The 17,612-nt window shown below is 41.2% G+C and carries 15 protein-coding genes; 7 read left to right on the top strand and 8 right to left on the bottom strand.

The window, feature by feature from the left end:
• Positions 1-140 precede the first annotated feature (140 nt).
• Positions 141-941, bottom strand: coding sequence for an HAD-IIB family hydrolase (locus ACQFX9_RS28810; RefSeq protein ID WP_427159928.1), 801 nt, complete (start codon positions 939-941; stop codon positions 141-143).
• A 105-nt stretch (positions 942-1,046) separates the two neighbouring features.
• On the opposite strand from ACQFX9_RS28810, the gene ACQFX9_RS28805 reads away from it, so the two are divergent.
• Positions 1,047-1,847 carry a hypothetical protein gene (locus tag ACQFX9_RS28805; RefSeq protein WP_427159927.1) on the top strand — a complete coding sequence of 267 codons (801 nt, stop codon included), beginning with the start codon at positions 1,047-1,049 and terminating at the stop codon, positions 1,845-1,847.
• A 113-nt stretch (positions 1,848-1,960) separates the two neighbouring features.
• Here ACQFX9_RS28805 and ACQFX9_RS28800 read toward each other — a convergent pair whose 3' ends face one another.
• The 3 genes from ACQFX9_RS28800 to ACQFX9_RS28790 all read right to left on the bottom strand — a co-directional run bounded on the left by ACQFX9_RS28800 (position 1,961) and on the right by ACQFX9_RS28790 (position 5,532).
• Positions 1,961-2,695, bottom strand: a complete 735-nt coding sequence (locus ACQFX9_RS28800) for a DevA family ABC transporter ATP-binding protein (RefSeq protein WP_103139002.1) — start codon at positions 2,693-2,695, stop codon at positions 1,961-1,963.
• Positions 2,696-2,838: 143 nt separating this feature from the next.
• Entirely contained in the window at positions 2,839-4,017 is a 1,179-nt protein-coding gene (devC, locus tag ACQFX9_RS28795) for an ABC transporter permease DevC (protein WP_427159926.1), read from the bottom strand.
• Positions 4,018-4,107: 90 nt separating this feature from the next.
• A complete protein-coding gene (locus ACQFX9_RS28790; RefSeq protein WP_427159925.1) occupies positions 4,108-5,532 on the bottom strand; it encodes an HlyD family efflux transporter periplasmic adaptor subunit in 1,425 nt (474 codons plus the stop codon).
• A gap of 33 nt (positions 5,533-5,565) precedes the next feature.
• Between ACQFX9_RS28790 and ACQFX9_RS28785 the strand changes: the two genes are divergently transcribed.
• The 3 genes from ACQFX9_RS28785 to ACQFX9_RS28775 all read left to right on the top strand — a co-directional run bounded on the left by ACQFX9_RS28785 (position 5,566) and on the right by ACQFX9_RS28775 (position 8,212).
• A complete protein-coding gene (locus tag ACQFX9_RS28785) occupies positions 5,566-5,790 on the top strand; it encodes a hypothetical protein (RefSeq protein WP_427159924.1) in 225 nt (74 codons plus the stop codon).
• Between the two features lie 629 nt (positions 5,791-6,419).
• On the top strand, positions 6,420-7,658 hold the full coding sequence (locus ACQFX9_RS28780; RefSeq protein WP_427159923.1) for a hypothetical protein: 1,239 nt from the start codon (positions 6,420-6,422) through the stop codon (positions 7,656-7,658).
• 2 nt (positions 7,659-7,660) lie between these two features.
• The gene (locus ACQFX9_RS28775; protein WP_427159922.1) at positions 7,661-8,212 is read left to right on the top strand and encodes a hypothetical protein; all 552 of its coding nucleotides are present in this window, start codon (positions 7,661-7,663) and stop codon (positions 8,210-8,212) included.
• 90 nt (positions 8,213-8,302) lie between these two features.
• On the opposite strand, the gene ACQFX9_RS28770 is transcribed toward ACQFX9_RS28775, so the two are convergent.
• From ACQFX9_RS28770 to sat, 3 genes are all read right to left on the bottom strand, one after another.
• A complete protein-coding gene (locus ACQFX9_RS28770; RefSeq protein ID WP_427159921.1) occupies positions 8,303-9,421 on the bottom strand; it encodes a Gfo/Idh/MocA family protein in 1,119 nt (372 codons plus the stop codon).
• Positions 9,422-9,649: 228 nt separating this feature from the next.
• The gene (locus ACQFX9_RS28765; RefSeq protein WP_427159920.1) at positions 9,650-11,809 is read right to left on the bottom strand and encodes a caspase family protein; all 2,160 of its coding nucleotides are present in this window, start codon (positions 11,807-11,809) and stop codon (positions 9,650-9,652) included.
• Positions 11,810-11,985: 176 nt separating this feature from the next.
• Positions 11,986-13,164: a sulfate adenylyltransferase gene (gene sat, locus ACQFX9_RS28760; RefSeq protein ID WP_427159919.1), complete on the bottom strand. Its 1,179-nt coding sequence runs from the start codon at positions 13,162-13,164 to the stop codon at positions 11,986-11,988.
• Between the two features lie 205 nt (positions 13,165-13,369).
• On the opposite strand from sat, the gene ACQFX9_RS28755 reads away from it, so the two are divergent.
• The gene (locus tag ACQFX9_RS28755) at positions 13,370-13,840 is read left to right on the top strand and encodes a hypothetical protein (RefSeq protein ID WP_427159918.1); all 471 of its coding nucleotides are present in this window, start codon (positions 13,370-13,372) and stop codon (positions 13,838-13,840) included.
• Between the two features lie 95 nt (positions 13,841-13,935).
• On the opposite strand, the gene ACQFX9_RS28750 is transcribed toward ACQFX9_RS28755, so the two are convergent.
• Complete coding sequence (locus tag ACQFX9_RS28750; RefSeq protein WP_427159917.1) at positions 13,936-15,261, bottom strand: hypothetical protein; 1,326 nt, start codon at positions 15,259-15,261, stop codon at positions 13,936-13,938.
• A 342-nt stretch (positions 15,262-15,603) separates the two neighbouring features.
• Here ACQFX9_RS28750 and ACQFX9_RS28745 point away from each other — a divergent pair, with 342 nt between their 5' ends.
• Complete coding sequence (locus ACQFX9_RS28745) at positions 15,604-16,278, top strand: Mo-dependent nitrogenase C-terminal domain-containing protein (RefSeq protein WP_427159916.1); 675 nt, start codon at positions 15,604-15,606, stop codon at positions 16,276-16,278.
• A 212-nt stretch (positions 16,279-16,490) separates the two neighbouring features.
• Positions 16,491-17,534, top strand: a complete 1,044-nt coding sequence (obgE, locus tag ACQFX9_RS28740; protein ID WP_427159915.1) for a GTPase ObgE — start codon at positions 16,491-16,493, stop codon at positions 17,532-17,534.
• The last annotated feature ends 78 nt before the right edge of the window (positions 17,535-17,612 follow it).

Here is a 17,612-nt window from a genome sequence, read left to right as displayed (position 1 = left end):
TTGAGTAATCCGGCGGTAAGAGCGATCGCTCAACCTAAGACAAATACAGATGAATTTAATCATGATCTGTATTTACATATGTTCTCCCTAGAAATACGGTAATGAGCGATGTCTGCGACAACGGGAAGCGCGATCGCCACCTAACCCCTGTTTGCCAAGATATAATCACAAAGCTCACAAAAACCTTTTCCCTCAGCCGCAGTGGTAATATATGCCGGTTGATATTGCATTTGGCTGACATATTGGCGCACATTCGCCACGCCTACAGACAAGGGAAAATCTCGGCGATTGAATAGGCTTTGATCATTAGGACTATCCCCAACTGTCACAATTTGTTGCGGGTTGTAATCAGGAAAGTATTCTCGCAATACCTGCAATAAACCAATGGCTTTCTCTTGTTTTTGGGGTTTGATGTGACACTGCACATTACTATAGGTAAATCCCCAACCCATGTTTTGACAGAGATCATCCATAGTTTGGAGTGCATCCCAACTCAACCCCGCTACATCAAATGTCCAATCGGTGATGCGAAAGCGATTGTCAGCAGATTCTTGAATTTGGGGAAATTTAGTTTTTAAATGGTTAAAAACGGTGGCTAATTCATGGCGATGGGCTGTGAAGTCTGAAATAGGTGTTAATGCTATTGTTTCCTCACTTCCAGATAAGTATAGTATTCCGCCATTTTCTGCGATCGCCCCAGTGATTGGCAGTAGGCTATTTAACCCATTTACCCAGCCAGCAGAACGTCCTGTGACGATCATCACTTTAATTTCAGCCGCTTGTAAGTCTTCTAGGGTTTGTAGTAAAGCGGTGGAAAATTTGCCCTGATTTGTCAGTGTCCCATCCATATCAGTAGCAATCAGGCGAATTTTGCCCCAGTCAGTAGACGCGTTTGAGGACAGAGGCTGGAGACTAGCCGGAATATCAGGGTTGATGTACATACGTCGTGAGAGACAAGCCGTAAAAAATACCAATGATACAGCAATATCACAGGCAAAATTTGGGCATCCTAAAAATAGTAACTCCAGTGTTTCTGTTTATGACCTATGCTAACTCACGTATACCTTGCTCAAACATCTTCAAAACCAAAAAAGCCAATACCTACACAACAAGCAGCAAAAGATTCTCAGATACCGCCAGTATTCATTATGACTTCTGGTGGGTTATTAGTAGCATTGATTGCATTAGTTGTGTTTGGGAAAATGCAATTAACTAAATTAGAGAAAAAAATTAAGTTTGAGCAATTCCGCGCTAGAGAATTAGAGAAAAAATTTAAATTAGCATTAGAAACTATCCGCAAAATGGAAACTAATCCCGATTTAGTTAACTCACGGGATTTTAACCTAGACTATCTCCGAATGCGGATGTCTGAGGAAGTGTTTCATTTTGCGATTTTAAATCAAATTAAAATCAGGGTTAAAGATAAAGTTTCCCAAGCCTTACGTCCTAGTCAGTCAAACCAAGGAACGGTGGGAATCGCGAATAATGCGGCGCGACAAGTAGATGAAATTTTTGATGTGGAATATGAGTCTGGAACGCCGCCGAATATAGCAAAACGCGTATTATTTCGGATTCAAATTCGTTTGATGAAGTTACCAACACAGGCAACTTCTGCCACGATTAGCCAGATTATTGACTGTATTGAAACCTATCTTAGTCCCATAGACGAAGAAGACAACTGGCAACCGACAATTCAAGGACGCATTGCTACGATGCACTGGGATCAGAAAGCCAAACCGACACCTCTATTAGTGTTAGAACAATCTAACGAAGGTGTAAACGTCACTTTCCGTACCAGTCGCCAACCCAATGCTTCCACACCACAAAAACCATCAGGTGCTAGATAAGAGTCAATAGTCAATAGTCAATAGTCAATAGCTATTAGCTGTTAGCTGTTAATACTTCTTCTCCCTTGTCTACCTTGTCTACCTTGTCTCCCTCTGCTCCCCTGCTCTCTTCCTTAAGGTTTCTCACTCCACGCGCCACCATCGTAACTGATGACTGCGCTTTGGGAGTCACGCGCTAGGATTCCATCTTCCATTTCGACGATGCGATCGGCGATGTCTAAAATCCGGTTATCATGGGTGACTAATAAAATAGATGTTCCTTGTTCTTTGGCGAGACGCTGCATAATTTCGACAACATCACGTCCTGATTGTTTATCTAAGGCGGCTGTTGGTTCGTCAGCTAAGACTAGAGGGGGATTATTCACCAAAGCACGGGCGATCGCAATTCTTTGTTTTTGTCCACCAGACATATTATCTGGATAGTAATCAATCCGATTTTCTAATCCTACGGCTGTGAGCATGGCTTTTGCTTGAGCGATCGCTTCTTCTTGAGAAACATGATCGTTCAATTCCACGGCCATTTGTACATTTTGTCTCGCAGTTAAAAACCCTAGCAAATTATGGGCTTGAAAAATATAGCCAATGCTACGTCGAATCTGCACCAGTTTACTTTGACTCGCACCCAATAATTCCACACCCAAAAATTTCAGGCTGCCTTCTTGTACAGAACGCAAACCACCAATTAAGCTCAATAGTGTAGTTTTACCTGAACCTGATGGCCCAGTCATAATCACAATCTCTCCTGGATAAATTTCGAGATTGATATCAAATAAAATCTGTCTTCTTAGCGCGCCTCTGCCATAATAATGATTGAGATTACTAATGGCAATTACAGGTTCTTTTCTCATGGTTAATTGACTTGCTAATAGTGATGATTTCAAATGCTGATTCGTAATTTAAAACAATATTTCTAGATTTATAAGCACATTTTTACCTTGATATTGCTGTATTTAATGCCAAATTTATAATTTGAATTTTAGGTAACATTCGACTAAAAAATATCTGCTGGGTCGGCAGAGTTTAATTTTCTCACGGCGATTGTACCAGACACTACACACATTACAAATGTTAAAATCAGAACTGTCACAGCACGCTCAAAGCTCATAAACACAGGTAATAATGTAGCGTTTCTAGCCGTTTGATACATAAACATAGTAAAAGCCCATCCAGGAATGTAACCAATGAGAGCTAATATTAATGCCTCTTGGAGAATAACACCTAATAAATATTTGTGGGTGTAACCTATGGCTTTTAAAGTAGCATATTCAGATAAATGATCTGTTACCTCTGTATACAAAATTTGGTAAACAATCACAGTTCCCACAATAAAACCCATGATTGTGCCTAAAGTAAAAATAAAACCAATCGCTGTACTGCTTGACCAATAATTGCGTTCAAAATCAATAAATTCCTGTTTGGTTAAAACATTGACATCTTGAGGTAAATAATTGCGTAATTCTTGAGCGACAGCATTAGCATTAGCTCCTGGTTTTAATCTAATTAAACCAATATCAATTAAACCCTGACGACGAATAGGAAATAAACGTAAAAAATTGACATCACTGGTAATTAAGTTACCATCTGCACCAAAAGATGCACCCAAAGTAAACAGTCCTACTACTTTTACTTGTCGTCTGCGAACTTCTGCTGTGACATTTTTACCTTGTTCAAAATATTTGGCGATCGGCCCATATTCTTGTCGAGAAGAACGGTCAAATAAAACAGTATCAGACAGTTTGAGTTTATCTAAATTTTCCTGTACTCCTGGCAAATTAAAAACATTAGTTTCAGGATTAATGCCAAATACCAGAATGCTGCGAGTTTTACCAGTATCAGGATTTTTCCAAACGGAATAATCCAAATAGATGGGATGTACTGATTGTACAGATGGTAATTCTAATGCTTTATACAATCGTCGCTGTGAAAAGCCTTTCATGGACAAAACAGCATTAGATTGACGATTTAATAAAACAATATCGCCTTGTAAACTAGTATGTAGCCGGACGTTACTGTAATACAGCGCATCGCGGAAACCAAGCTGCATAAACATTAAGATATCGGCAAAGGCAATTCCAGCCAAAGCGACGGCGAGGCGAGTTTTTTCTCGTGTTAATTGTAGCCACGCCAGAGGTATTTTTTTACGATTAATTGTTGTGAGTAAATTGGTCATTAGTTATGAGTCAATAGTCAATAGTCAATGGTCAATAGTCAACAGTTAACAGGTAATTCATTACTGTTTCCTGTTTCCTGTTCCCTTTGATTAGTTATTAATTTCAACTAATACTTTGGCGTTAGTTAAACCAGAAACTTTTTGACTATCTTCTGGTGACAAAGTGATTTTGACTTCTACAACTCTGGCATCAACATCAGCTGCGGGATCATTGTTGAGTACGTCTTTTTTGCCGATTCTTCTGCCAATTTCGGTGACAGTTCCTCTGATTTCGCCGCTAAATGCACCGTTATCACTGGAGACAGTGACATTTTGACCAACACGCACTCTACCAATGCTGTCTTCTGGAACTTCAGCCACTACCATCATTTGCTCAGTGTCACCCATTTCCGCTATACCTTCTGAGCTAATGGCTTCACCTGATTTGGTATGAACTTTTAAAATTTCTCCAGATGTGGGTGCTTGTACGTAGCTTAATTTTAGTTCGGCTTCGGCTTTTCTGAGGTTAGCGATCGCATTACTTACTTGTGCTTGCGCCATCTGCACATCGGTAGGACTAACTTCCACCAGTCTTTTGAGTCTGGCTTTTTCTTCGTCGATTTGTCTTTGCAATGTGGCGATGGTTTTGTCGCGAGTCACCCTAGCTTCTACTAGCTGCTGTTGCAAAGTGGATAGAGTTTTGACTTGGTTGGCTCTAGCTTCTGCTACTTGCTGGCGAATAGTCGCCACTGCTTGACGTAGGCTAGCTTGGGTTTCGATTACCTGCTGATTGGCTGTAATCGCACTCAATCGCCTATTATCTCGTTCCTGCTGGGAAATTGCCCCTTGCCGATATAAAAACTCATAGCGTCCAGCATCTACCTGAGCATTACGTTGCTCGGCGCGGATACGGTTGAGAGTAGCTCTTAAACTGTCTTGTTGTCCTATGAGTTCGGCTTCTAAGCGGTTAACTGTGGCTTGTTGAGCAATTTTCTCCGCACTTAATTGAGCAGCTATACGCGTAATTGTAGCTTGTTGGGCTTCGCTTTCACCGCGCAACTGAGCCTGCAAACGTGCAATTACTGCTGTTTGCGCTTGAATATCTCTAGGTGAACCAACTCTTACCTGTGCCAAATTAGCTCGGCTTTCTAAGAGTTTGGCTTTTGCTTCTTCCACAGCCGCTAGCTGGGTATCATGATTATCTAAAATAGCGATCACTTGACCTTTTCTGACACGTTCTCCCTCTTTGACAAAGAGCTGTTTAACTCGCGAAGCTGATTGTAATCCTCCTACTGGTGCAGAAAGTCTAATCACTTCTCCTTGTGGTTCTAAACGTCCTAAAGCACTAACACTACTAGCAACTGGTTTGATGGGTACAGATGGGTTAAACTTGCCAATTTGCTCTATTTTTGCTGTAGCTAATAAGCCAGCTGCAACTGCTACTGGTAGAGCTACAGCAAGACCCCACCAAATCTTAGGTTGTTCTAGCTCAAGTGGCTGCTCTCTTGAACTTTGCTGCTCAGTCACCCTTGACATGGTTTTTTTGCCCGTTTATCTGAAATTTCTCTAATGAAAAGAAGGCAGGAAGGAGGCAGGGGTGCAGGGGGCAGGGGAGAAAAATCCCCGAACTCAGCACTGACTAAAAGCCGCGCCACTGCTAACACACTACTCAGCACTCAGCACTCAGCACTCAGCACTCAGCACTCAGCACTCAGCACTCAGCACTCAGCACTCAGCACTCAGCCTATACCTGATAAATATTTAACTTCACAGCTTGAATCAGCTATGAGGTGAGATGCAAATTTTGGATTTTAACTACCTATAGCGACTAGACTTAATCACCCTGGTTTCTCTACTAAAACTGGGTTACTGTCTCTCACGAATAGTTGAGTATTCGTCAGTTATTTAAATGAAGAATCTGATTTTTCAGATAGATATCAGTTTGCCAAACTTTGCCAAAATTTTCTGCAACTTATATGACTTTATGGGGCTATTTTAGCAATTTGATGCCAAATTTATCATCAAAATATCACACCCGCAGATAATTTTGGTTCTACATAGTAACATTTTACTGCAACTATTTTGATAACTTTGTGAACATAATTAATCATTAATGGTAGAAGAAGAATTATGTTTTATTTGCACATAGTTTTGTTACTTTAGCAGTGATTTTTGCAGTTTAGCAATAGCATAAAAACTTATTTTTAATGATCTATTACTCACAAGTCATCACTTCTTAAAAAAATGAACCACGTTCTATCAGAAATGCAGTATTGATGGAAACACAGCCGAAATGTTGCGAAATCTTGAGCAAATTCACCCTTAGAGGAATCAAGCTTGAGGAAAAGTTAAGATACGGAGTATAAAAAGTAATTTTAGGCTATAGTGTGACGGCCATCGAAGACTACTTAGAATCATAAGTTATGCGTCTTTTTCTATGCTCTCTTCTCCTGACTCTCCTGCTTTTATTTCCCTTTGCACCACTAGCACAATCAAAAACGCCTTTTGCAGATATTGAGACTTACTTAATTAATGCTCAATTTCAAGAGGGAGAAGCAGCCCTAGTTGCCAAGATTCAAGAGAACCAAAATAATGATCAGATGCGGTTTGGTTTGGGTATTGTGCAACTAATGGGCGCGACTGAAAAGTTAATGCAGTCATTGTACCGTTATGGTTTACAGCAAAACGGCATTACCCAATTTTTTCCTATTTTGCGTTTACCTGTGCCGGCAAATCCGCAACCGCAAGCAGTCACTTACAAAGATGCTCGTAATATTTTGCAAAATTTACTTGATGATTTAACTAAAATCAGAGCCACACTTGAACCTATTAAGGATAGTCAAGTTAAATTACCTGTGCGGATTGGTTTAACACGGATGGATTTTAATGCTGATGGGAAACTAGAAGAAAATGAATCTTTCTGGAAAATTTTTAGTTTATTGTCAGGGATACAAACCACCGAAAAAGCTGCCGAAGATTTTGCGATCGCCTTTGATTTCGGAGATGTCATTTGGCTCAAAGGCTACTGTAATTTACTCTCTGCCATGACTCAAACTGTTTTGGGATACGATGAAAGTAAACTATTTGATTCTACAGGCCATTTAATTTTTGCCAATGCTCAATCACCTTATCCATTTTTAGCTAAAGGTACAGGTATATTTAGCTTCGGTAATATTGACATTAGCGACATTGTAGCCTTTGTTCACCTGATGAATTTTCCCGTGGCTGAACCAGAAAGGTTAAGGGCTGCAATGCAACATTTACAAGCGGTGACAGCCTTAAGTCGTCAGTCTTGGAATGCTATTTTAGCGGAAACTGATAATGACCGAGAATGGCTACCCAACCCCAAACAAAAGGCTGTAATTCCCAATGCAGCAGTGACTCAAGAAATGATTGATAGTTGGTTAGCCTTTTTAGATGAAGCTGATACTTTATTGACTGGTAGAAGGTTAGTTCCGTTTTGGAGAAAACGCGAAGTTAGAGGTATTAATCTCAATAAAGTTTTTAATGACCCGCAAACATTTGACTTGATTTTGTGGGTACAAGGAACTGCTGCTGATCCCTATTTAGAGTTTGGGAAACCAACTGACGCAGCGACTTGGCAGCGATTATTAGAAGTTTTTCGCGGACAATTTTTTCAATTTGCAGCTTGGTTTAATTAGTTATGTACTTAAGAACAATTTTTCTAGCGATCGCTACTTTCAGCCTCACATTTGCTGACTACAATATTAGTTCAGTTAAGGCTATCAATGCTCATCCTTTCATTGCTCAAAATATTAAACAGCAGACAAAAGGCATTACCACCAGAAGTTTAGAGGTAGGTAGAATTAAACTTTCCATGTCTGAGCAGGTAGTGAGGAGGCTTTTAGGTAAACCATTGAAGGTGGAAAATAGTTTTTCTCATGCGATTGGTAATGTGCGGACTTTGAAATATTCGGGCATCACTATTGATTTAGATGAAGGTGCGAGACCTGGTTACTTTAGTGTCTATCAAATCAAAGTTACTAGTCCTAAATATGCCACTGTAAATGGTGTAAAAGTCGGAGATAGCCAAGCAAAAGTGCTGAAAGTTTATGGTAAACCCCCCGATAGTGAAAATGCACAGTTCACTACTACTATAAGCTACGGAATTGAATCACCCAGTCCCGGAGGCTTGAATTTCACAATTAAAAATGGCAAGGTAGCAGAAATTCTCTGTTTTTATCTCATGATTTAATTGAAGGAAGAAGAAGTTAGTAGTAAGGACTTTAGTCCTAATCTCAGGACTAAAGTCCTTACTACTAACTATTTACCTGTATTTATTATGTTAATCACCACCAGGTGAAGCAGCATGAATTAAGTCTGGTTTCTCTTTCACGGGAGGACGTTCAATAGATTGATCTGATGTGGGACGTTGATCCCGTTCAAGAGTTGGGATTTTTACAGATTGACCTGTGGTAATAGATTGATAGAGTGCTTGAATAATCCTGACATCAATGAGTCCTTCAATACCGTTTGGTTCTGGTTCTTGGTCTGACAAAATACAGTCAGAAAAATAGGTGAATTCAGCTGCTAGCTGATCGTGGCGGGGAAAATTCCGTTCTTGAGTTTGACCCTCAATTGTTAGATAATGCTTGATTTCTCCTTGCCATGTATAGGCGGATTCAACAAACAAATCACCTTGAGTTCCCACAACTTGATAGTTAGAAACTTTTGCTCCTCCAAAGCTACAGGTAAATGTGGCTAGGCGTTCATTAGGAAAACGGAGAATTACGCTAGTCATTTCTTCCACTTCACTGAAGCGTTGTTCTCCCTTAGTGGCGGCTACTGCAAACACTTCTGTAGGTTCATCTTGAAATAAGTAGCGTGCAGCATTAATGCAATAAATGCCAATATCGTAGAGTGTACCACCGCCAGTAATGTCCCGTAGACGAATATTACCCTGTTCTACTTGTTGGGTAAAAACTGAGTTAAAAGCCCGTGCTTCCCCTATTTGCTGGGAGTTGATTATTTCCACTGCTTCTAGATTTGCGGGTTCTAGGTGTAGTCGGTAAGCAATCATCAGTTTGACACCGTTGTCGTTTGCAGCCTTAATCATGGCCTCGCATTCTTGTTCTGTTACCGCCATTGGCTTTTCACACAAAACATGAATTGCTTGATTAGCAGCACGCACGGTGTATTCACAATGTAAGTGATTGGGTAATGCAATATAAACAGCATCAATTTCATCACTGGCTAGACAGTCTTCATATTCTTCATAAGAGTAAGTATGGTCAACACCATACTTTTGGCTAAGTTCTTCCAGTTTTTCGGGGTCGTCTGAAACTAGCGCGACTAATTTGGAATTTTCACTGTGAGCAAATGCAGGTAAAGCGGCTTCTTGAGCAAACCAACCCAAGCCAACCACAGCATAACGGATTTGGCGATCGCTTTTGCTATTTGTCATTATGTGACCTCTGTATGAAGAACTTGTATCAAAATTGCTCTTCTACTTTCGTCAAGTTTTCCCCACATTCCATCTTACGGATGAAATAAATGCTCGTCGTACTTAAGTATTAGTGGGGATTGGGGACTGGGGACTGGGGATTGGGTTAGAGGAAGACTTTTACTCATACCTCGTTTTTTGTTCTCTCGACCGCAGGTTGGTTATTTATTTTTACTGTTATTTTTTTAACTAGGCGACTTGAAAACTAAAGTTGAGACTTGCCCAATTATTAACATCTAAGATGTAAGTATCAGTGCTTGTACTACTTAAATCTTGTTTAATTATACTAGCATTGTGTAAGTCTTGCAGTAAGGCTTGGGCAATTACTAAGGGATTGACTAGTGTACTAATGGGTTGTTGGTCGCCTGTGGGATATTTGGCTATTTCTAAGGCTTTCAAGGTTTCTTTAAAGGGTGCGGTACTCAAAATTAATTGGTATTCGCACTCATAAGCAGGCCCCGAAATCGTCCAGCCGGATGTTGTAGCAGTTTGGGGTAAGGTGATTGTTTCACCAGGGGCGATGATGATGGGTTGGAGTTGCAGTTTATTGTCGGGGGTTTCGGCTTCTGGGATAATTTGCCAAGGATAAAATGCGATCGCAGTCCGATTATTTTTCATCCCCAATAGCATTAAATAAATTGGTTTTTGGCTTTTGTTCTGCACTCGATACTGTACCCGGCTACCAATGGGAATCACAGGAGTTTTAAGGGTAGCATACTGGCTACTAGATGATTTTTTCGGGGAAGTTTCCACTACAGCATTTCGCAGGGTTTCCCGTTGTAATACTACTCTTGGTGAAATTCCTACTACTTCTAAGCTGGCTTTGACAGGTAAGCGCGATGAACCTTCATTTTCTGTCAGCCGCCATAACTTTGCAGCTAACAGTGCGGGTAATTTTTTGGCTAACCGCAGTGCAGCTACCTTCACAGCTTCACCAAATTCCCCTGTGGTGCTGGGTATGGGTTCACCACCCAAGGAAAATAAACCGTATCGGCTGGGGGTTTGTAGGAGTTTACCAAATATGTAATCTGCTGGTTGTTCTCCCTCGACTACGGTGGAAACGTGGGGAACGGCTGCAAACGCGCTAGTAGCATCTACCCGTTCAATTCTTTCTAAATTTGTATTTAAACCAACTGTTAAATTAATATTTCTCTGTAATACCCGCAGTGTTTCTTGGAGGAGTTGTCCAGCTTGCAGGGGAGTCGCCTCACTGATTTTAGCAAGTTGTGCTTTGGCAGTTAATCCAGTGCGCGATCGCACTACTAATTCCTCCCCCGTAGACAGAGCCAGCCGAGAATTACTACCGTAGTATTCTAGAACCTGGGCGGGTAGTCCTCCTAGCCATATCTGCGCGGTTTTACCTTCTTCTTCTGTAGCGATAATTGCACCTTCAGCCCCGATATTACCATCGGGAAGTAGATTTTCTATAGTTACTCCCGTTTGATTTTTCTTATTACTCACAAGTGCAGGTTGTTGTTTACTCCCCAATTGAGACATTGCACTAGCAACACGAGAAAAACTGACTTGAATGGTAGTAGATGGGGTAGACTCCCATAATTGTTGGGTTAAAGCGTAGGTAAATAACCCTGCACTAAATCCAGACAGTAACACTTCCCTGGCAACTTGCTGTATATCTGAGGTAGCCGATAGCACCACAGCCGGACTATTGAGTTCTGCATCTGGAGTTTTGCTAGCGGTTTGGGTTTTGAGTTTTTGTAGAAATGCTAGTTCCTCTGCTGCTAATTGCGCCTGTGCTGATGCTGGAAAGGCGCGAATTCTTAAACCTTTAGTTTGGACGGTATCTGGGGGAGAATAACTAGTATCTAAAACTGCCGTAACTCGATCTGTAGAGAGCGATCGCAATAATAATAATAAGGTTTCTTCTAATAAATAATTACCTACTGGAGCATTTTGTGACGCTTGATTTTCATCAGTAGGGACTAAAGCATTTTGGCTTTGCTCCGGTGCTACTTGAATCCGTGTCCCGTAACCGCTAAAATGGAAAACCACCACATCCCCAGCTTTGGCTTGCTGGGTGAGATGTTCGGTAAAAGCCGCCTCAATGAATTCTCTGCTAGCTTGTTCATCAGTCAGCGTCAGAATATCTGAAGATTGAAAGCCGAACCGATGAATCAACAGTTCTTTTTGCAGTTCGACATCAGTCAGACAACCATTGAGAGCAGGAATATTTTTGTAATTATTAATACCAATTAATAAAGCTAATTTGCGAGGTGTTGGTTGGGCTAAAGCTTGATAATAGCTGTCACTAACAGTCAACCATTCAGCTTCAGTCACACCCAAAACAGCGAGTATTGAGCCAATCCTTTGTATAAAACTCCGACGCTTCATAGTTTAGGGGTGTAAGGGTGTAGGAGAGCCAGTTACGTGGGCGGGTTTCCCGACTCGTAGCACTCTGGCGTGTGTAAGGGTGTAGGGGTGAATCCTGGCTAACTCTTCAATTTTGAATTTTGAATTTTGAATTTTGAATTTTGAATTGATGATACCCCCATACCCTTATACCCCTTTTAGGCCAATACTTGTACTCGCATTGCCCTTGCTAATTCTGCGGCTACTTCGGGACGAGAAAATTCTGGTGGGGGTAACTCACCGCGACGCAGCATTTCTCTAACTTTTGTCCCCGATAGGTGAATGCGTTCTTCTGGTTTGCTGGGACTGGTTTTGGTAGTCGCCATTTGTTTGGTGCGGGTGCAGTAAAACGCGTGTTCAAACTTCATGGGAACAATACCCAGTTCCCCAGGCTCAAATTCGTCGAAGATATATTGAGCGTCGTAAGTACCATAATAGTCACCCACGCCTGCATGATCACGACCGACGATAAAGTGGGTACAGCCGTAGTTTTTCCGCACTAAAGCGTGGAAAATCGCTTCACGAGGGCCAGCGTAACGCATGGCGGCGGGATTAATGGCTAATATTACCCTATCCGCAGGATAGTAGTGTTCTAGCAAAATCTCATAGCAGCGCATCCGCACATCCGCCGCGATGTCGTCTTCTTTAGTTGCACCAACTAAGGGGTGTAAAAATAAACCATCTACTGTTTCTAAAGCGCACTTTTGAATGTATTCATGGGCGCGGTGGATGGGGTTGCGGGTTTGGAAACCGACAATTGTTTTCCAACCCTTATCTCTAAACATTTGGCGTGAAGCCGCAGGGTCAATTTGGTAAGCGGGGAAATAGGGGTGGGAGTCGCGTTGTAATAGCCAGACATCACCAGCTAAATTCACAGCACCTTGGTTATAAACTACCTTTACCCCTGGGTGTTTCGCATCATCGGTACGATAGACGTTGATAGCTTCGCGGGTTTTATCGTAATGATATTTTTGTGTCAGCTGTAAAACCCCGACATATTCGCCTTTGGGGTTATCCAGACGCACAAGACCACCTTCTTTTAAAGGTGCAGCTACTTCCTCTGTCACTGAGAGGGTAATCGGAATTGACCACACAGTACCGTTAGCAAGCCGCATTTCGGCTACTACGCGGTTGTAGTCCTCTTCATTCATGAAACCAGTGAGTGGACTAAAACCACCGATCGCGATCATTTCTAAATCAGAAAGCGAGCGATCGTCAAGTTGTACCCGTGGTAAAAACTCGGCTTTAGAAAGAAACTCGGCTTTTTGTTCTGGTGTGGCAATACGATTGACTAACTGTCCACCGTGTGGTGCAATGGCATCTGGACGCTGACTCAACTTACATTCCCCCTTGGCGATAACTACGATATGTTGCGAACTATGTACTAACTTATCAAAATGCTGGTACGACTCAAAAAAATAGTTTGGTGAAAATTGCAGAATTGGTCATCGGGTATAGGGCATGGGGTATGGGAACATAAAAAATGAGAGGATGTCAAGTCTTACTGACAACCACTACAAGATTGTTACAGCTCATCTACCTATGAAAAAATGCTCTCAACAATTACTGCTGATTACTGGAGTGCTTTGTAGTTTTAGCTTGTCACCCTTGTCAGTTCAAGCACAACAGCAAGCACAAAATCCTCAAATTTCCGCAATGGTAGAAGCTTTGCGCCTAGCTGCACCGCAAACAGGCACAGCTAACGATGCCTTGTATACTGATTGGCAAATTAAACCAGAAACCCTCAAAGCTTGGTCAAGAAATTGTCTTAAAAGAGAAGTTACACCAGCACAGTTTGAAAATGACCCAAAGTTAACGCGCCAAGTCGTTGGTTGTATTATAAGCCGTGAGTTAACTCAGCAGTTTCGCGCTACTAATAATGAAACTGCTGCTGTACGTAACGCCGCCTGTTGGTGGATGACTGGTAAATATACAGGCTGTAGCAGTGGCTTTGCTGGTAGTTATGTACAAAAAGTTGTGGCTTTCTATCAAAAAGAACGGGTGAAAAAGTAGTCAATAGTCAATAGTCATTACTCATTACTCATTACTCATTACTCATTCTCTCCCTGCCCCCTGCACCCTGCCCCCCTGCCTCCTAGCCCTTCCATTCACTTAAACCCCTTAACGGACTTTTTCGGCTTCTTATCTTTAGGTTTAGATTTATTCACCTCCACGACAGCAGATTGAAATAATTCGTGCAGATGTATGGGTACACTGGCAATTTCTGGTAAATCTGGCTGGAGAGGTTTTTGGAATTCTTGTAGGAGTTTTTCTAAGTCATCAGCAAGGCTAAATTCTGGACGTTGCAAATAGTCTTGTAGGAGTTTGTCTAAAGCATCGGGATAATTTTCGGCTAAACGATACCAAATGAAAGCATTAATATTTTTATCTTCTAGGTAATGACGCACTAATTTTTCCGCACCTTCTATAGTTCGCCAGTCTTTTGTTGTTAATAATTTTTGGAATTTAGTATAAGTTGGTAAAAACATCTGTCCCCAACGGGGATGAGAAATGGATGTGACTTGTTCTGCTTTTCTTAATTCTATGGGTAAATCTACTTTTGGCATGACCATTTTATTGTTGCCATTTTGTTGATTCATTAGCTGTGATACTAATTTGCTATCAGCACCAGTTTCTTGAATCGCAGCTTGAATTTCTGTTTCTGAAACGCCAGCTTCGGCTGCTAACTCACTCAGAGATTTGTTTTGATTAATTCCCATGGCTGCCAGTCTTTGTTCAGAAATTAATTCTTGAAATTCACCAATTTTTTGATTGAGTTGATAGCCAGGTAAGGTAATCTCGTCACTGCCAAAAAAGTTAATAAATTGCTCGTGGTAATGAGATACAGATTGCCAAGCTGCTTCTAATAATTCTGGTGCGTCACTGTAAAGATAATGTGGATATTTTTCTTTAAAATTACCAATAGCTACGGCTAGTTTAGGCTTACCCAATTTACCAAGTAGGGTATATTTTCCAAAAAGTGTCCAGTATGTATCAGTTACAGGGGCAATACGAACTAATATAATTTCTCCGATTTTTAAGCGTGAACTTTCTTGTAAAATTTGATTATTATTAATTCTAATAATATAATATTTATCTGTTAACCAGTTTTTTAACTCTAAGCGATCGCCCTCAATTTCGGTAATAGCAAATAAACCGATAAAACTGCGATGCCAACTATCAAGTAACAAGCGATCGCTCTCTGTAATATCCTGATATTGTTTAGTAAATAAATCTATTGGTGATTGATCTCCAACTTTCCCTTCTATTAAAAAGCTATCAATAATGAAATCTTGCTGTGTGTTATCTTGACCACGGCGAGATTGTTCTGCTGCATAGGTTTCTAAAGCTTGTGCTAACTCTCCTTCTGCATCCAGCACAAAATCTAATAAAGCCTGTTTTAAAAAGTGCGATCGCTCTAAAATTGTATGCACAAGTCTATCTTCTGGTACAACATCTGTAGATTAAGACAGACAAGAGAATCACAGCATCTAACAACAGCTAGATTTGCCATAATATACATTTGGTAGGTTGACTAATTGACAATACTTCCTCTACCTCGTCTACCTTTTAGCTAGTATAGATTTTCGGTGTGCGATCGCAGACGTATACGAAGATGTCATCTTCGAGTTACCCCAACCTCCAACCTCAGAAACACCACTTACACAGGAATAAAGTTTGTTAAAAATTACCTAAATTCAACATCCCATGCCCCATGCCCCATGCCCCATTCCCATAGCTTATTATGAGTTGAGAAAACCACAAGGCATAAGTATATGACAACTGTTGTTCAATCACCCTACAGCAGCGAACAGATAGCCGCTTGGTTGCGGGGAATGCTAACTATAGCTTGGGCAGACGGTAACTTTGATGAACAAGAACAGCAATTAATTGCTAGTATCACCAAAGATGAATTAGCCCCTTGTTTGGAATGGGACTCACTAGAAGTCATCACACCCGAAGAATTAGCAACAGTTTTAGGGAAAAATACACCAACTGCGGAGAATTTTTTGCGTACAGCTGTTATGGTAGCGATCGCAGATGCTACATATTCCCCCAGCGAAGATCAAGTCCTACACCAATTTTGCCAAGCCCTCGGTGAACCAGAAGACATTCTATCAGCCCTACGCCACACCCTAGAAGACAAAGCACAAGCCACTCCTGTTCTCACCACACCACTTACAGCACCAGCACCAGACGCACTTACACCCTTACGCGACTGGTTAGATGGACTAGATGTCCAAGACCCCAGAGTTGCCAGATTTTTGTGTAAAATGATTCCTTCTCAATGCCCCTTTGAGCGAGATGTCACCCTATTTGGACGCAAAATTGTCCATATTCCGCCATTATGTAAAATTAATCCCCTCTATGAACAACTTGTAGGCTTACGCTTCCGCGCCCTCTCCTACTTAGCGGATGATTGTAAAGAAGATGTTTCAGAATATATTTAGTTACTAGTCATTGGTCATTAGTTATTAGTCATTAGTTTGGCATAATAGCAATAAGAAGGTCTAAGGCAAAAAAGACTAGTTATACAAAATAGAATGTTGAAGGTGCGTTCATAGCAATGACGCACCATTGTTATCAGTAGATAAAAATTTCAGCAGATAAATAACTATTGACTATTGACCATTGACTATTGACCATTGACTAATAACTAATTATGCAATTTATCGACCAAGCACAAATTGAAGTAGAAGCCGGTAAAGGTGGCGATGGTATAGTCGCTTTCCGGCGAGAAAAGTATGTACCAGCAGGTGGGCCTTCCGGTGGTAATGGGGGGCGTGGTGGTTCAGTAATTTTCATGGCTGTAGAAAATCTCCAAACCTTGTTAGATTTCCGATACAACCACATTTTTAAAGGTGAAAATGGCGGACGAGGTGGCCCTAATAACTGCACAGGTGCATCCGGTAAAGATTTAATTGTCGAAGTTCCCTGCGGAACCGTGATTTATGATGCAGAAACTGGTGATTTCATTGGGGATTTAACCGAAAACAACCAAAAATTGCTAGTTGCACAAGGCGGTAAAGGTGGTTTAGGAAATCAACATTTCTTGAGTAACCGTAACCGCGCCCCAGAATACGCCCTTCCAGGGCTACCAGGAGAAAGAAAACTCCTCCGTCTAGAATTAAAACTCCTAGCAGAAGTGGGAATTATTGGTTTACCCAATGCAGGTAAATCTACCCTCATTTCATCTTTATCAGCTGCGCGTCCTAAAATTGCTGACTATCCTTTTACAACGCTAATACCAAATTTAGGCGTAGTCAAAAAACCCACAGGTGACGGTACAGTGTTTGCTGATATCCCTGGACTCATTGAAGGCGCAGCCGAAGGTGCAGGTTTAGGACATGATTTCCTCCGCCACATTGAACGCACACGGGTATTGCTGCATTTAATCGATGCAACCAGCGATGATATTATCGGAGACTACAATACAATTCAGCAAGAATTAACAGCTTACGGACGCGGTTTAGATGAAAGAATGCAAATTATTTCTTTAAATAAAATCGATGCCGTTGATAGAGAAACTGTAGATTTAGAAGCATTAGCAACACAATTAAATCATCTTGCTCATGTTCCTGTCTTCTTGATTTCTGCGGTGACTCGCACTGGTTTAGAACCAATGTTGCAAGAAGTTTGGCATATTCTCGACCAAATGAACACCATTGAAGAAACAGAGTTACTGAGTTTAAATCAGCAGGTTTAAAGAAAAATCGGTAGAGAGAGGCTGTAGTCCTCTTTCTACTTTTTTGATCTATCAAAAACTTGCCGCCTTGGGGGTGGA

Origin of the sequence: Aliinostoc sp. HNIBRCY26 (assembly GCF_050235535.1) — a bacterium.
Taxonomy (GTDB): Bacteria; Cyanobacteriota; Cyanobacteriia; order Cyanobacteriales; family Nostocaceae; genus Trichormus.
The sequence above is the reverse complement of the archived record's forward strand: the minus strand, read 5'-3'. Positions and strand labels throughout refer to the sequence as shown.

Excerpts from the sequence above, each read along its gene's own strand:
- ACQFX9_RS28745 (WP_427159916.1), top strand. The coding sequence starts at position 15,604 with ATGACAACTGTTGTTCAATCACCCTACAGCAGCGAACAGATAGCCGCT.
- ACQFX9_RS28770 (WP_427159921.1), bottom strand. The coding sequence starts at position 9,421 with ATGACAAATAGCAAAAGCGATCGCCAAATCCGTTATGCTGTGGTTGGC.
- ACQFX9_RS28800 (WP_103139002.1), bottom strand. The coding sequence starts at position 2,695 with ATGAGAAAAGAACCTGTAATTGCCATTAGTAATCTCAATCATTATTAT.
- obgE (WP_427159915.1), top strand. The coding sequence starts at position 16,491 with ATGCAATTTATCGACCAAGCACAAATTGAAGTAGAAGCCGGTAAAGGT.
- ACQFX9_RS28780 (WP_427159923.1), top strand. The coding sequence starts at position 6,420 with ATGCGTCTTTTTCTATGCTCTCTTCTCCTGACTCTCCTGCTTTTATTT.
- ACQFX9_RS28765 (WP_427159920.1), bottom strand. The coding sequence starts at position 11,809 with ATGAAGCGTCGGAGTTTTATACAAAGGATTGGCTCAATACTCGCTGTT.
- devC (WP_427159926.1), bottom strand. The coding sequence starts at position 4,017 with ATGACCAATTTACTCACAACAATTAATCGTAAAAAAATACCTCTGGCG.
- ACQFX9_RS28755 (WP_427159918.1), top strand. The coding sequence starts at position 13,370 with ATGAAAAAATGCTCTCAACAATTACTGCTGATTACTGGAGTGCTTTGT.
- ACQFX9_RS28775 (WP_427159922.1), top strand. The coding sequence starts at position 7,661 with ATGTACTTAAGAACAATTTTTCTAGCGATCGCTACTTTCAGCCTCACA.
- ACQFX9_RS28810 (WP_427159928.1), bottom strand. The coding sequence starts at position 941 with ATGTACATCAACCCTGATATTCCGGCTAGTCTCCAGCCTCTGTCCTCA.
- ACQFX9_RS28785 (WP_427159924.1), top strand. The coding sequence starts at position 5,566 with ATGAAAAGAAGGCAGGAAGGAGGCAGGGGTGCAGGGGGCAGGGGAGAA.
- ACQFX9_RS28790 (WP_427159925.1), bottom strand. The coding sequence starts at position 5,532 with ATGTCAAGGGTGACTGAGCAGCAAAGTTCAAGAGAGCAGCCACTTGAG.
- ACQFX9_RS28805 (WP_427159927.1), top strand. The coding sequence starts at position 1,047 with ATGCTAACTCACGTATACCTTGCTCAAACATCTTCAAAACCAAAAAAG.